The following is a 14,430-nucleotide window of genomic DNA, read 5'->3' as shown; positions in this document are numbered from 1 at the left end:
CTTTCTAAAGCAAAACGATTCATCGCTCACCCTTGCTTAAAAAATAAAGCCAATCTTACAAAATAAACGCTTTGTAAGATTGGCTTTTGTTTTTGAGACTTTTCTCGAAACACTTTTACAACTAAGTTTGTTTTTTTCATTTAAACGAAGTCTTAATAATAAAAAAAATAAAAAAATTGTCCTATGATAAGAAAAATGATTTCGAACTACAAAACAAAAGTATCATTTTGTTATATTTTGTGAAAAATGAACCGGTATCATCACGATAATTATAGACCATTGAGACTAATAATTCCAGTTATTTTATCAATGAATTTTAACAAAATTAGATAAAAAGAACTATAGAGAAAATGACTCCAAGGCTTCGTCTACCATGTCATCGTTAATTCCTATATATCTTAATGTAACAGATGGGCTTGAATGTCCAAAAATATATTGCAACATCGCTACGTCTTTAAAGCGTTGATAAAAATGATAACCGAATGTTTTACGTAGTGTATGAGTTCCAATAGCCCCTTCAACATTACACGTTTTTGCAGCTTCATGGATGATTTGCCATGCCTGTACACGATGTATCGGTTTCCCCCCTTTTCTGGATCGAAACAAATAATCGGAATCGGCAAGATTTTTTGTGTATTTTTCTATTTCCTTTCTTAGTGCATTCGTAATGATGATTTTCCTAACATTTTTGGTCTTCTTCTCTCTTACCTTCAAATGTTTCGTATATCTCACATCCAATACCTTTAGAGGGAGTATGTCACTTATTCTAAGACCGGAATTAATCCCGAAAACAAATAGAAAATAATCACGATAAGATCGTGCCAGTAAATAATTTTTTATTTCTTGAATTTTTTCCAAATCACGTATGGGTTCAACTGCATTTGCCCCAGATCTGGTTGCCATTGTTTCGAACACCCCAATATTATGATTTAATATAATGTTAAATTCAATAAGTTTGATTGAAATTCCTTTTTTTTCATGAAGGCACGGAATATAGGCTTTACTATCGGTTTTTTATTTCTTTTGAGAACTTATTTTAATATAACAAAATGATACTTTTGTTAAATTCAAAAGGGAGATAGCGTTCTGTCAAACGGAGTAAAATCGATTCCTATCGTTTGATAGTACCGGTGTGTGACCGTCCTTCATCCTGCCGCTCGATCAAAAGGATCGATCTCTCGGATGATAGATTCTCGACTCGGAAATATCCGATCATGTCAGAGCATCTGTGTATACCGACGCGGATGTTCAAATCTACGTCAGTACCAGATATGCACCATAGCTCAAAAAATGACATTCTATTTGATCCTCCTTCTAAAGATGATTGATGTCACTTTATAGAAATCATACCGTAGCTTCCCCTGTCAAGAAGATCCAGGAGTTTTACAATACTTGTAAAGGAAGTTATCTAAGAGGAGGAGAATTTCACGGGTATGATATCCTGTTGGAGGTGATTTGCTTCGGCAAGTACGTTTGGGTATCAAGATAGCTTGAAGTTTTTTTTCATAAAATCATAAACGAGGGCTACGAATGCAGCAGATTACCGATGAAGAATTACTAAAATTATTAAAGAACAGTGAAAGCGAATTGTATACATTAGCCGAAATTCATAAAACATTAATTCAAAGCAATATCCAAACGACCATACACGAGCTGCGCAAAAGAGTTTATTCATTATTTCGTGATGGGTATTTGGGAAATGAACCGACCGGAGATGGAGTTCATGTATACTACATCGTTTATTGCCCGGAGCCATGATGTTTGTAGCAATCAGAAGGCTTAGCTAATGAAAAACAGATAAGAACGGATATCAGCAATTGGATTACAAACGGTTTGGATATTACATAACAGCAAATATAAAACCAGGAGGCACCGTTATGGAAAAGAAACTTGCAAAACCCGCCGGCTCTCAAGGCAAAGGAGGCGCACAACTATCTGTTCAGGTTGATCAGTTCGAAAAAAAGAGAGAATTTGCAAGAAAGCAGGCCCTGGACAAGGTGAGGGCAAGAACATTGGCCAAGCAGCAGCAGTTGGCTGAGAGGATCGCAACTGCAACCGAGCAGCTTGCCGCAGGGATAGAAGAAGCCAGCAGTGCGGCAGAAGAGCTCAGCGCTAGCGTAGGCCAAATTGCAAAGGGCGCCAGCGAAACTTCCTCGGCGGCAGAAGAATCGAGGGCGGCCATTAACCAGATCGAAAAGTCGTCTGTTGTTGCGGACACAAACGCCAAGGAATCGCTCCATCGCGTGGATGCTGCGAAAGAACTCATAGAAAATACTTCCAATCATATTGAAACCATGATCAAAGGAATACAGACCGCCGCTGATGCCAATATTGAGTCGGGCAAACTGGTGGGAGATTTGGAAAAGCAGTCGGATGAGATCGGGAATATCGTGCAGGCCGTCGTGAGAATCGCCGATCAGACCAATCTGTTGGCCTTAAATGCCGCGATTGAGGCTGCAAGAGCTGGCGAACATGGCAGGGGATTTGCCGTGGTTGCCGATGAGGTCAGAAATCTTGCCGAAATATCTGAGAAGTCTGCAAGAAACATCAGAGAATTGGTTACTGAAATTCAAAACAATGTGAAAATTGTCGTTAGTGATATCGAAAACGCCGGGAAAGCCGCTAATGCAGAAGCGGAGAAAGCAAAGAAAACGACTGCCGATCTTGTGAAAATCAACGAGGAAATCGTGGTTGTACAGAAAGCTATTGCTGAAATATCACAAAATGCCATCGATGCCAACAAGGGTGCTTCTGAATTTCTTAACATTGTCGAACAAATTGCGGCAGCAGCCGAACAGCAAAGCAGCGCTACCGAGGAAGTAGAAAAATCCCTGCAATTGCAAAATAGAGCTTTTGACGAGTTGAATGCGGCTGCGTCCGAATTAGCCCAGATGGCTGAAGATCTGAAGGTATCTACAGACGCTCAAAAATCATCCGAGGCTCTTGCTGCTGCGGCACAGGAATTAGCGGCCAACGTGGAGGAGGCGAATTCAACATCCAGTGAGATTATGAAGGCTATGGAGCAAATTTCTTCAGGTGCCGAGATGCAAGCGGAACTCACAGAAAAGTCCTCCCTGTTTGGTGAAAAGCTTGTTGTGGCAGCAAGACAAATGAATGAAAGGGCATCAGCCTCTACAGTCAAGGTGGCCGATATGCAAAAATTGATTGAAAGCAATAAGATCGCGGTTGACGATATGATCGCGGGAATTTCAGCCTCGGCTGATGCAAGCTTGGTTGCTGCCAGAAACATCAAAAATCTGGAAGAAACCATCCGTAAAATTGATAAGATTGTGGATGCCATTGTGAATGTGACCATTCAGACCAATATGCTGGCAGTAAACGGGTCTATTGAAGCGGCCAGGGCAGGAGAGTTTGGACGAGGATTTTCTGTAGTAGCTGGCGACATACGGGCCCTTGCCAATGAATCCGCCGAGAATACGGATAAAATAAAGGATCTGGTAAGAGGCATTCAGAGTCAAATCCAAAGAGTTGCAACGGATATCGATGTTTCCAGCAAGACTTCGTTTACCGAAGCAGAGAAAGCAAAGAATATTACCCACAACCTGAATGTGATTGAAGAAAGCATGATGAAGATTAATACGGGTGCGAAAGAAATCGAGAAGGGCTCGGAAGAATCGCTGGTTGCTTTGGAACAGGCGAAAAAAGCTGTAGAGCAGATTGCTATTGCCGCCCAGGAGGCCAGCAGGGCTACGCAGGAGGCGGCAAATGCCGCATCCGAACAGGCGAAAGGAATGCAAGAACTGGCTGAAGCGATTGAGGAAATATCCGGACTTGCGGATGAACTTCAAAATATATAGCGGGCGGGAGGAGAAGTTATGGCGTCTTCCGGAAAAATAACAAGCTTTAACGAGCGCCAATTGGTTACCTTCCATCTCGGAGATGATGAATTCGGGGCGGACATCATGCATGTGAAAGAAATCGTGAGAGTTCCCGAAATCACCAGAGTGCCGTATGCTCTGGATTACATCGAGGGAGCCTGCAACTTGAGAGGCAATGTCTTGCCCGTCATCGATGGAAGAGCCAGATTCAATATGGAGAGGAAAGAAAAGGATGAGAACAGCAGGGTATTGGTCATTGATGTAAACGGCAAGGCAACCGGAGTCATTGTGGATAGAGTGTCCGAAGTCATCCGTGTCAGTACTTCGGATATTGAAGAACCCCCGCAAATCGTAAAAAATGTGGATGCAGACTATTTGCATGGGATTGTTAAGCTGGAAAACGGGAACAGATTGATCATGCTTCTTGATATTGTCCCTGTGGTCAATGGCGATGCGGAGGCAAAGACTCAAACGAATGAGAAGGACAACAAAGGAGAACCCGTTGTGAAATCCAGGGATGATTCAACGTCGGATGCCGCCAGCGATGAGCAATTGGTATCATTTTTACTTGGTAATGAGGAGTATTCGATCGGGATCATGCAGGTAAAAGAAATCATACGTTTACCTGAAATGATGAAGGTCCCGAGCTGTGAAGCCTATGTGGATGGTGTTGTATCCATTCGAAACCATCTTCTTCCCATTATTAATTTGAGAAGTTATTTTGGCCTGGACTCTAAGGAAACAACCGACCATACAAGAGTTCTGGTTGTGGATATGGGAGGCTTTACGGCTGGAATGATCGTGGACAAGGTATCCGAGGTTTTAAGGGTTCCCGCCGGCATGATTCAGCCCCCTCCAAAGTTTTCTGCGCAAAGCGGAGAGCAGCTTAAAGGGGTGGCCAAGCTGGACAACGGCAAGCGCCTGATTATGATGCTTGAGCCTTCCAAAATCATATCTGCCGATACATATAGGAAAATCAGCGAATTAAATGGCGTTTCAATGGAGAGCGATGGGGTTAAAAGTATTGAAAGACAGATTATGGATGAGGAACAGTTGGTTGCTTTCAAAATGGATAATGAAGAATATGGGATAAAAATTAAGGAAGTGCAAGAAATCAATCGAATGACGGAAGTAACCCAAATTCCACGGGCTCCTCACTACATTAACGGTATAGTGAACTTGCGGGGCAACATCATCCCTGTTCTGGATTTAAGAAAGTTTTTCGGACTTTCTAAAAAGGGAATGACGGATGCCACAAGGATCATCATTGTGGATTCAGCCGGCGTAAAAACGGGAATCATTGTGGATTCAGTATCGGAAGTACTGAGATTTGAAAAGGCGTTAATTGAGTCGCCGCCGGAACTATTCAGTAACGGTATTGACAGCAGTTATGTAGAGGGTGTCGGCAAACTCGATGACGGGAAAAGGATGGTTTTGATCCTGCGTCTTGATAAAGTACTGGATTTTGAGAAAATGTCAGCATAATGTGATGTTGCCCTAGGTAAAGTGTTTTTGGTCCCGGGGGCAGTCCTATGTTTCTTGTATTCGTGCAGGTGATTGTTGTGAAGTACAGGATAAAAGTATTAATTGTAGATGATTCTGCATTGATGAGAAAAGCATTGAGGGAAATGATCATGACTGATGAGGCTTTTGATGTCGTTGGTGTGGCCAGGGACGGGAAGGATGCCATTGAAAAAGTCAAGGAATTAAAGCCGGATGTGATCACCATGGACATCAATATGCCTGAAATGGACGGATTAACCTCGATGCAGTATATACTGGACGATAACCCTGAAATACCGGTGATTATCATCAGTTCATTAACGCAGGATGGAGCTCTTACGACCTTTGAGGCTTTGGCGCTGGGGGCCTTTGATTTTGTGGCCAAGCCTTCCGGAACTGTATCTTCAAATCTATATATTGTCGGAAGAGAGATTATTGAAAAGATAAAACTTGCCCACAAGCACGCCAATCGAAAGAGTCTGAAGAAAAGGGTCAGAACCAGAAGCTCTTTTTCAGAAACAAAGGCTTCTGAATCCCGGGAAAAATCTGTCGCGGCCCGGAACAATGAATTGTCCAAAGTCGTGGTGATTGGCGTGTCCACAGGTGGGCCGGGAACTTTGACGGAAGTTCTGCCCATGCTGCAATCCGATCTGAAGGCTGCACTTATCGTCGTACAGCATATGCCGCCGTCATTTACATCCTCTTTTGCCAAAAGGCTGGGGAAAGTTTGTCCTTTTCCATTTAAAGAAGCAGAAGCTGGCGATGTGTTGACTAACGGAAGAGGCTATCTTGCCCCCGGAGGGTATCAGTTGCTTGTTCACAAGGCCGGCCGAATGTTGCGGCTATCGACTAGCCCTGTGACACAGTTTATGCCCAGTGTGAATGTTACCATGGAATCCGTGTTGAGGGCATATGGCGGGAAAAATGTAGTAGGTGTCCTTATGACAGGCATGGGGGATGACGGGGCTGACGCCATGGTTAAAATCAGAGAGGCTGGAGGAGTTACTATTGCAGAAGATGAATCCACGGCTATCGTCTTTGGGATGCCAAGGGCGGCAATAGAAAGGGGCGGAGCCGAGATCGTAGTTCCTTCATACCGGATAGCCGACGAAATTGTTAGGGCTGTTAATCATATTTAAGGAATACAGCGCACATTCACAAAACTGCAATTGGCAGCTTCATGAGGGCGGTAAAATGATGGATCAATTATATGTTACATATCTTGAGGAAACGGAAGAATTGCTTCAGAAAGCGGAAGAATGTCTGATCAGGCTGGAGACAGACTACTCAAGCGACGATATAAACGCATTGTTCAGAATATTTCATTCCATCAAGGGTTCTTCGCAAATGATCGGACATGACGATATAGGCAATCTGACGCACAAGCTGGAAGACATGCTGGACATCGTTAGAAAGGGCCGAATTGATCTGGACGGTCAAATCCTGCAATTGTGTTTCAGCGGGTTGGATCATGTCAAACTCATGTTTGAGTCAAAAAAAAATCAGAACGACGATGGCAACAACGAAGTGTTTACTCATGCTGTTGAGATTTTGGAAGGAAAAATTGTTAAAATCCTAAAAGCAAATTCCGAAACGGAAAACCACAGGAAGGCTGCGTTTCAGGGTGACAGCATTGTCAGTACATTAAAGGGAATGGAGCGAACGGGGACAAACCGTTACTGCATCTGTATTTCTTTCAGCGATGATATTCCGATGCTTTCTCCCATTCTTTTTATGATTTTTAACAATATCAAAGACATTGGTTCGCTTGTATATACCAATGTATCCGATGAGGATATTTACGAAGCTTCTGCAAACACGCAGATTCCTTCTCTGGTGATGATCGTGGAATCGGATTGGGAGGAAGCCGAATTATATACGTATTTTGATGTGTTGTATGTCGAGAAGGTAGCCATTGCAGACATCTCGGAGCATCAAATGCTGAAGCAAGCGACATCGTTGGATCAGGATAGCCGAAGGTTCTTTGAAAATTTTTTTTTAGCGTTCCCCAAACTGTATCCGGTTTTGTTTCAAAACCGAAAGGACTTGAGTAAGGCTGAATATACTGAACTCATCCATGAGCCATTTCAAAAAATCCTGGAAAAAGTCGATAAAATCCCGGTAAGCGCAGTGGAAAAAAAACTGAAGCAGGAAATAGAAACATTCTATGATCTGTGTCTGCATGCAACGAGCGGGAAAAGTGCCTTACAAGTTGAGACCATAGAGCTTCTCTGCCAAAAGTACCTTGAACTGTTCGAAATGGCTTACGCTGATGTTAAAGGGAAGTTCTTCTATAAAATCTTCAAAGTAAAAGGGAGCCATTTTATAGATCATCTCAAAGGTTTTATTGAACGAATGAATAAATCATGCACGCGCAAATTGTTATTAGACTTAAGTCGGCTTGAGATGATTCATGAGCATGAACTCAAAAGTTTGATCGAGCTGAAAAGGCGTCTTCATGACATGGGGATCGTGATGAGTGTCGTTATAGATAGTCGCTTGCGAAAAAGACTGATCAATATTTTCGATTCCATTCAGACGATTGAACATTTTGCGTTGTTCGATACGGAAGTGGACGCGGCACTGGGTGACCACATTTCTGTTTTGGTCAATGAAAAGCGATGTATGGAGGATTTTATGAAATGAGCGGATACCGCATCATGATTCTGGATAATGAAAGGGCGATACTGGACCTTCTTAAAAGAGGCTTTGAAATGGCAGGCTATAACCAAGTCGAGATCTACACCGAGCCTGCAATTGCATTGGAAATGTTTAAAAAGAGAAAATATCACATCGTTCTTGCGGATATTATGTTACCGGGGATCGACGGCATAGAATTTCTGAAGAACATTAGGGAATATGATCCCCTGGCGCAAGTGATTATCATCACTGGCCATTCTACCTTGGACAGGATCTTGACTTGTCTGGAGCTTGGTGCGAATGATTATATTTTAAAACCTTTCAAAAGCGAAGATTATGTATGGGAAGTAATCGATTATTCGATAAAAAAATTGGAAAGATGGAGAGAAGCGATTAAAGGGTTGATTGCAGCCTCCTGAAGAAATTGGTGATGAAATGGTTCTGTCCGATGAATTATACGCTAAATTTGTGAAAATGGTTTATAAAGCAACGGGTATCTATTATGAGCACAATAAAAAGTATTACGTCCAGAAACGGATCGAAAAACGCGCCGAAAAGCTGGGAATAGACAGTATTCATGATTATTATCGCATACTAAAGTTTTCCAAAGATTCGACCGAATTTGACAAGTTGATCAATGATCTTACCGTAAATGAAACTTATTTTTTTCGGGATTATCCACAGCTTAGGAATTTCGCTGAAGAAGTGCTTCCTATGGTTGTAAGAAGAAAGAATATGAACAACGATAGAACTATCAAAATCTGGAGCGCTGCATGTTCGACAGGAGAGGAGCCGTACACCTTATCCATCATTCTTCAGGAAATGCTGGATGAACCTGAAAAATGGAATTTGCGAATTGTTGCCTCGGATATCAATACAGATGTGCTTCACACGGCAAAGAACGGCTTGTATGAATACAGGTCTGTCCGAGATGTGCCCCCTGAATATTTGGAAAAGTACTTTACGAAAAAGCATGAATCGTATTTAGTGAAACTCGGTGTTAAAAAGCTAGTTCACTTTATGAAAATCAATCTCATGGATTCGGTCGCCGTAAGCGATATAACGGGCTGTGATTTTATATTTTGCAGAAACTGCCTCATTTACTTTGATGACGAATCGAGAAAGACGGTTTTATCCGATTTCTACAGAAGCTTAAACCCTGGAGGCATCATCTATTTGGGTCATTCCGAGTCTGTCGGAAGGATATCCTCGGCATATTGCATGCAGAGGATTGGAGACACCATCGTCTATTCAAAACCGAAATAAAGAGGATGCCGTTATGGAATTGAGGATGCGCGAGGCTTTTTGGGGCGAATGAGGAGTGTATATGATGGGCAATACTTTTAGTCCCGAGGATGTCGGTCTCTTGAAGATGCTTCTGGATGAATGGAAGGGATGCCAGGAAGATCTTCAAAAACTGATTCTCAAGCTCGAGGTGTTTCCTGATGACGTTGAATTAGCAAATGACCTCATTCAAAGGGTTCACTGTATCAAAAGAGGTTCCTCCTTTGTAGGGTTGGCATTCATAACAAAGCTAAGCCACGAAATTGAACGTGCAATTGATGCAGCCCTTGAGAAGAACATTAAGGTTGATTCCGAGCTTATTGATCATCTGCTGGCCGGCGTTGACTTATTAAGCAATCACATTTCCCGGTTGATCCGGAAAGTCGAATCGTATGATTCGTCAAATGAAGAAGCTGAACTGGTTATAGACTTTGAAGATGAAAAAAGTATAGATGAATTTGTAGAAAAAATAAATGTAATATTTGAAAAACAAAAGCAGCAAGAACAAACAGTGAATGAAACGAATGAAGCGGGTGAGTATGGAGCCGCAAAAACGGAGATATTGCAAGCCCAACAGTTTACGAGAAAATTATCCAGGGATGCAAAGGAACAGTTTCTGTTCGAGGCCTATGAACATATCGACAGGATTGAAAATCAATGTTTGATCAAGTTGGAGAAAGAAGAAAACAACCGGGACGCCATAAACGAACTGTTTAGGGCTGTTCAGAGCATAAAAGCCGGAACAGGCCTGTTTGTCGCAGCGGGGCAGAAAGAGAGTCCGCAATTTGCCGTCGTCAAGGATTTTTCCGATGTTGTGCATACGTTTGAAAACCTGCTTGGAGTCATTCGAGATCGGGAAATCCATTTTGATGAAAACTTATTATCCTTGTGTTACGAGACCGTGGACTATTTGAAAGCTTCATTGGAATCTATGGCGCTGGACAATCGGGTTTCCATACCTCATGCAGAAATATGGAGTAAAATTGACAATTGCATATCCTACATAAAGTCTCTGCCCGATCGGAAGGTCGGTATGGATTCGGGAGCCAATTCCGTAAAACAAGTTCTTCGTCAGGATCAAATGCAGAAAGCCGCTTTGGCGCAAAGCATGCAGAGTATCAGAGTAAGCCAGGACAAACTGGATAAGATGATGAATATGATATCCGAGCTGCTGATAGCGAAAAACGCCTTTATGCATATTGCCGCCAAATTAAATGCAGAGTATAACCTTCCGGAAATGTCAAAGGAAGTTAAAGGGGCAGGGGCTTCCATCAACAGGATATCGGATGAATTACAAAATGCCATCATGTCTATGAGAATGATCGAAGTAAAGACGGTATTTCAAAAAATGCCCAGAATCATTCGCGATATTTCACAAAGTACCGGCAAGAAGATGGCATTGTTCATGGAAGGTGAAAGTACAGAGATTGATAAAATGATTGTCGAGCAGATCAGTGATCCGATTGTTCATTTGATTAGAAACGCGGCTGATCATGGTATTGAGAATCCGGAGGACAGAAGGAGGAAGGGGAAAAGCGAAGCAGGAAAGATTACGTTAAGGGCATACAATAAAAACAAGCATGTCTATATTGAGATTGAGGATGACGGGAAGGGAATGGACCCCCGGTTGCTGAAGCAGAAAGCTATTGATAAAGGCTTAATAGCAATAGAAGACGCGGAAAAAATGACGGAAGGCCAGCTGATCAACCTGATCTTTCTGCCGGGGTTCAGTACCGCCGGTCAAATTACCGAGGTGTCAGGCCGTGGGGTCGGCATGGATATTGTGAAGAGCAATATCGAGAAAGTCAACGGAACTATTATGATCGACAGCGAAGTTGATAAGGGTACAAAAATGGTGATTCAGCTTCCGCTTACCCTTGCTGTTTCAAGGGGGTTGACGGTCCATGTATTAAACGAAACGTACATCATTCCCATCGATTATATTATCGAGACCGTAAAGATCCATAACAATGATATCCATGAATTCAATGACAAGTATTTTGTACACCTCAGAGGGGATGTCATTGGAATTGAATGGCTGAGCAAGCTGTTTTTGCTGGGTGAAAGGGACATGAATCATGAAGAGTTCAATACGGTTATCATTTCCAATGGGATGGAAAAATTCGGTTTTGTCGTGGATAAGCTAAAAAATGAACAGGAATTTGTCATGAAAACGCTGGGTGGGCAGCTGGCTGGCATACCCGGTATTTCCGGCTCGACCTTGCTCGGCAACGGACAGGTTGTATTAATTGTAAATCCGATCGAAATGATGCAGCTTGCAAAACATTAGAATAAAACAAATCCGCTATTCTTTTGCGGGAGGAAAAAATGAGTAAAAAGATGACCAAATTTGCTGTCTTTAACAACAAAGGGGGAGTAGGCAAGAGTACGATTGCTGTACATATTGCTCATGGTCTGGCTCTTGACGGATATAAGGTATTGTTGATTGACATGGACGGGCAGAACGATGCGAGCCTTTTTCTTGGTTTTACATCGCAGGATTATAAAAAAACATTTTACGATCTTATTGTTGGAAGAAACAAGACCAGGCTGCTTGAAGAATGCCTGATCCATGCCAGGGACAATCTGGATTTATTGCCCTCCAGTTATGTTGACAGGATCAATACGGAGTTGTTCAGATTGCCGAGTATAAATTTGGTATTGGAAGAAAAATTGAAAGATGTTGAAAGTTTTGGCTACGATTTCGTGATCATGGACTGCGGGCCCCAGCGAAGCAAGGTGAATGACGCAGTCTTGTGTTATGCGGACGGACTCATCATCCCCGTCCAACTGCAAGCCGCATCTGTGAGAGCTGTCGGGAACATTTACGAATATCTTTCGGATATGAGGCTGAACACCGATAGGATAAAGCTTATTGTGCCCAACATGTTTGATCAGAGAACCAATGATTCCAAAGAAAACTTAGCGTTATTGAAGGAATTTGTTTCGAACGATCATTTGCTGACCGAACCCATCCCTCGCAGGGTAAAGATCGCAGAGGCAGGGAAACTGGGGAAAACTGTTTTTGAATATGATGATGAATCTGCACAGCAGTTTCTGAGCATCGTTAAAAAGGTGATAAGCAGAAATGCCCGGGAAGAGCCATAGTAAAAAGGACCAATCGAATTTGGAAAAGATGAAAAATGAAATGAGAAGAAAAAAGGAAAAGGCGGAAAAAGCGGATAAAGATCCAGTCGCCGCTCGGATTGACGAGCCGACGGATATGCTGCAACTACAAGATATAGGGGGGACGCTGCCATCCCGTCCGGAAGAAGCGCTTTTGGCGTTTGCTGAAGGGGATTTTCAAAATCAGGCAAGCGGTGAAGTCTTACATAACGTAGAGGTTGGCGATGTTGAGTTAGTTGTTTTCCGGGTGGGAGCCGAACAGTTTGCGTTCAGGCTGAAGCATGTAAGAGAAATCATAAAGGTTGACGGCATAAGGAAGGTTCCCCATGCCCCTGCGCATGTCGCAGGCTTGTGTAGCCTAAGGGGCAGCATTCTGCCCGTTGTCGACATTCGCAGGTGTTTATATTTGCCAGAGAAGGAATTCAACGATGACAGCAAGATTATCGTTACTGACATTCATGGCAGAAATGTAGGAGTTGTAACTGATAGGATTTCCGAAGTGATTAGCCTTAAGGCTTCATCTATTTTGGAGCCGCCGGCCAACCTAAAGAATAATCAAAGCCGGGAAATTGGCGGAATTGTCTTGGGAGATAACGGAAAAAGCATCATTATGGTTTTAGATGCGGAGAACGTTGTGAAATTCGAACAGTTGAATAAAGATTTGATGAGCGGCAACGCATTGGATCGTGCGGAGTCTTTTTCTCCGGGCTCACATCATGTAGACGAAGTAGAGTTGGTCATTTTCCTTATCGGCGGAGAGCAATATGCCCTCGACGTCAGAAACGTCAAAGAAATCCTGCGATATGTTGAGCTTATAAACGTTCCCCATTCTCCGTCCTATGTGGAAGGCGTTATTTCTGTAAGGAACCATCTTCTTGCGGTAATTAATCTCGCCAAGCTCTTGGGGACCGGGCATTGCGGGGTTGATGAATCGACCAGAATTATTGTTGTTGATGCCGGCGATATTTCCTATGGGATGATTGTCGATAAAGTGTCGGAAGTGGCGCGAGTTCCCAATAATCTTTTTTACCAACCTCATCATGTGATTCCATATGCCGAAATGCAGTTTATACGTGAATTTGCCCATATCAATGATGGGAAACAGGTTGTTATGGCTCTTGACCCATACAAGATAGTACCCTGTAACGATTTGAAAGCATTTCGCTTTGAGAATCAGGTATGCGGAGAAAGCGGAAACGTTTCTAACCAAGCAAGGCCGCGGAATTTATATTTGGATCAGGAGCAGATTGTAGCTTTTAGAATAGATAACGAAGAATATGGCATAAACATCGATTTTGTATGTGAAGTGATCAATATTGATGAAATTTACAGCTTCCCCGGGGCTCCCGACTTCATCGACGGAATGGTAAACCGAAAAGGGGATATCATGCCTGTTTTAAATTTGAGAACATTTTTTGGGATAACTTCAATAAGAAAGAGTTCCAAGCTTTTGGTTGTTGAATACCAAAAAGAACGTATAGGTATCATTATCGATTCCGTTACAGAAGTCATTATGGTTCATAGGGAGCTTCTTGAAAATTGTACCGGAGCGTTAGATGCCGGGAATAAAAAGAAGTATATCCATGAAATTGCGAAATTGAACGAAGGGCAAAGAAGCATTCTGATTATTGATCTGGCGGCGGTCCTTGATTTTGCCATCGGATAAGAGTAAAGAATTTCTTGTTTTTTCAAAGCAGCCGCTTACTCGATCTGCGGATGTCTTTATGGTTCGGTATCCAAGTCTATGATTAATTGCAGGGAGGCTTTAATATGGAAAAAAAAGAAACTCTTAAACCGGAAAAATTCGAGGAAACTCTTCAACGGAAAGAAATCGAGGAAATCCTCACAGCGGAAGAAATTGAGGAAATCCTCACAGCGGAAGAAATTGAGGAAATCCTCCGTAAATTGGAGGTTGAATATCCGGAGTGGGTAAAACCCGAACAAACCGAAACATCGGAAAAGTGAGAGCACAATGATTGAACTCCAAAATATCCGGGACTAAAGACAGCTGAAGGCGTATATTAAGAAGTGGACATAG

General features: G+C 42.6%; 12 protein-coding genes. 11 read left to right on the top strand and 1 reads right to left on the bottom strand.

The annotated features are described in order from the left end of the window. Window positions 1-339: 339 nt before the first annotated feature. A complete protein-coding gene (locus tag IJ22_RS09780; protein WP_062408675.1) occupies window positions 340-903 on the bottom strand; it encodes a site-specific integrase in 564 nt (187 codons plus the stop codon). 627 nt (window positions 904-1,530) lie between these two features. Between IJ22_RS09780 and IJ22_RS09770 the strand changes: the two genes are divergently transcribed. From IJ22_RS09770 to IJ22_RS09720, 11 genes are all read left to right on the top strand, one after another. Further along, entirely contained in the window at window positions 1,531-1,758 is a 228-nt protein-coding gene (locus IJ22_RS09770) for a hypothetical protein (RefSeq protein WP_054819425.1), read from the top strand. 119 nt (window positions 1,759-1,877) lie between these two features. Continuing rightward, window positions 1,878-3,818 (top strand): methyl-accepting chemotaxis protein, encoded by a 1,941-nt coding sequence (locus tag IJ22_RS09765; RefSeq protein WP_062408673.1) that lies wholly within the window; start codon window positions 1,878-1,880, stop codon window positions 3,816-3,818. Between the two features lie 18 nt (window positions 3,819-3,836). Then, window positions 3,837-5,324, top strand: coding sequence for a chemotaxis protein CheW (locus IJ22_RS09760; protein ID WP_062408672.1), 1,488 nt, complete (start codon window positions 3,837-3,839; stop codon window positions 5,322-5,324). A gap of 47 nt (window positions 5,325-5,371) precedes the next feature. Then, window positions 5,372-6,481, top strand: a complete 1,110-nt coding sequence (locus IJ22_RS09755; RefSeq protein WP_082660759.1) for a protein-glutamate methylesterase/protein-glutamine glutaminase — start codon at window positions 5,372-5,374, stop codon at window positions 6,479-6,481. A gap of 55 nt (window positions 6,482-6,536) precedes the next feature. Continuing rightward, complete coding sequence (locus IJ22_RS09750) at window positions 6,537-7,988, top strand: Hpt domain-containing protein (RefSeq protein ID WP_062408671.1); 1,452 nt, start codon at window positions 6,537-6,539, stop codon at window positions 7,986-7,988. A 14-nt stretch (window positions 7,989-8,002) separates the two neighbouring features. Next, on the top strand, window positions 8,003-8,401 hold the full coding sequence (locus tag IJ22_RS09745; protein WP_160327372.1) for a response regulator: 399 nt from the start codon (window positions 8,003-8,005) through the stop codon (window positions 8,399-8,401). A 16-nt stretch (window positions 8,402-8,417) separates the two neighbouring features. Further along, window positions 8,418-9,248: a CheR family methyltransferase gene (locus IJ22_RS09740; RefSeq protein ID WP_062410930.1), complete on the top strand. Its 831-nt coding sequence runs from the start codon at window positions 8,418-8,420 to the stop codon at window positions 9,246-9,248. Between the two features lie 61 nt (window positions 9,249-9,309). Then, window positions 9,310-11,556 carry a chemotaxis protein CheA gene (locus tag IJ22_RS09735; protein ID WP_082660757.1) on the top strand — a complete coding sequence of 749 codons (2,247 nt, stop codon included), beginning with the start codon at window positions 9,310-9,312 and terminating at the stop codon, window positions 11,554-11,556. Between the two features lie 38 nt (window positions 11,557-11,594). After that, window positions 11,595-12,374 carry a ParA family protein gene (locus tag IJ22_RS09730; protein ID WP_201023610.1) on the top strand — a complete coding sequence of 260 codons (780 nt, stop codon included), beginning with the start codon at window positions 11,595-11,597 and terminating at the stop codon, window positions 12,372-12,374. Window positions 12,375-12,402: 28 nt separating this feature from the next. Continuing rightward, on the top strand, window positions 12,403-14,058 hold the full coding sequence (locus IJ22_RS09725; RefSeq protein WP_217634691.1) for a chemotaxis protein CheW: 1,656 nt from the start codon (window positions 12,403-12,405) through the stop codon (window positions 14,056-14,058). Between the two features lie 104 nt (window positions 14,059-14,162). After that, window positions 14,163-14,357 carry a hypothetical protein gene (locus IJ22_RS09720; RefSeq protein ID WP_062408667.1) on the top strand — a complete coding sequence of 65 codons (195 nt, stop codon included), beginning with the start codon at window positions 14,163-14,165 and terminating at the stop codon, window positions 14,355-14,357. Window positions 14,358-14,430: the final 73 nt, after the last annotated feature.

The sequence above is a fragment of the Paenibacillus naphthalenovorans genome (assembly GCF_001465255.1).
Lineage (GTDB): Bacteria > Bacillota > Bacilli > Paenibacillales > NBRC-103111 > Paenibacillus_G > Paenibacillus_G naphthalenovorans.
Note: the sequence above shows the minus strand (reverse complement) of the source record. Positions and strands in the feature narration are given on the sequence as shown.

What these genes read in the sequence shown, in the direction of transcription:
- IJ22_RS09730 (WP_201023610.1), top strand. Translation starts at nt 11,595, where the DNA reads ATGAGTAAAAAGATGACCAAATTTGCTGTCTTTAACAACAAAGGGGGA.
- IJ22_RS09760 (WP_062408672.1), top strand. Translation starts at nt 3,837, where the DNA reads ATGGCGTCTTCCGGAAAAATAACAAGCTTTAACGAGCGCCAATTGGTT.
- IJ22_RS09720 (WP_062408667.1), top strand. Translation starts at nt 14,163, where the DNA reads ATGGAAAAAAAAGAAACTCTTAAACCGGAAAAATTCGAGGAAACTCTT.
- IJ22_RS09770 (WP_054819425.1), top strand. Translation starts at nt 1,531, where the DNA reads ATGCAGCAGATTACCGATGAAGAATTACTAAAATTATTAAAGAACAGT.
- IJ22_RS09740 (WP_062410930.1), top strand. Translation starts at nt 8,418, where the DNA reads ATGGTTCTGTCCGATGAATTATACGCTAAATTTGTGAAAATGGTTTAT.
- IJ22_RS09765 (WP_062408673.1), top strand. Translation starts at nt 1,878, where the DNA reads ATGGAAAAGAAACTTGCAAAACCCGCCGGCTCTCAAGGCAAAGGAGGC.
- IJ22_RS09755 (WP_082660759.1), top strand. Translation starts at nt 5,372, where the DNA reads ATGTTTCTTGTATTCGTGCAGGTGATTGTTGTGAAGTACAGGATAAAA.
- IJ22_RS09735 (WP_082660757.1), top strand. Translation starts at nt 9,310, where the DNA reads ATGATGGGCAATACTTTTAGTCCCGAGGATGTCGGTCTCTTGAAGATG.
- IJ22_RS09750 (WP_062408671.1), top strand. Translation starts at nt 6,537, where the DNA reads ATGATGGATCAATTATATGTTACATATCTTGAGGAAACGGAAGAATTG.
- IJ22_RS09725 (WP_217634691.1), top strand. Translation starts at nt 12,403, where the DNA reads ATGAAAAATGAAATGAGAAGAAAAAAGGAAAAGGCGGAAAAAGCGGAT.
- IJ22_RS09780 (WP_062408675.1), bottom strand. Translation starts at nt 903, where the DNA reads ATGGCAACCAGATCTGGGGCAAATGCAGTTGAACCCATACGTGATTTG.
- IJ22_RS09745 (WP_160327372.1), top strand. Translation starts at nt 8,003, where the DNA reads ATGATTCTGGATAATGAAAGGGCGATACTGGACCTTCTTAAAAGAGGC.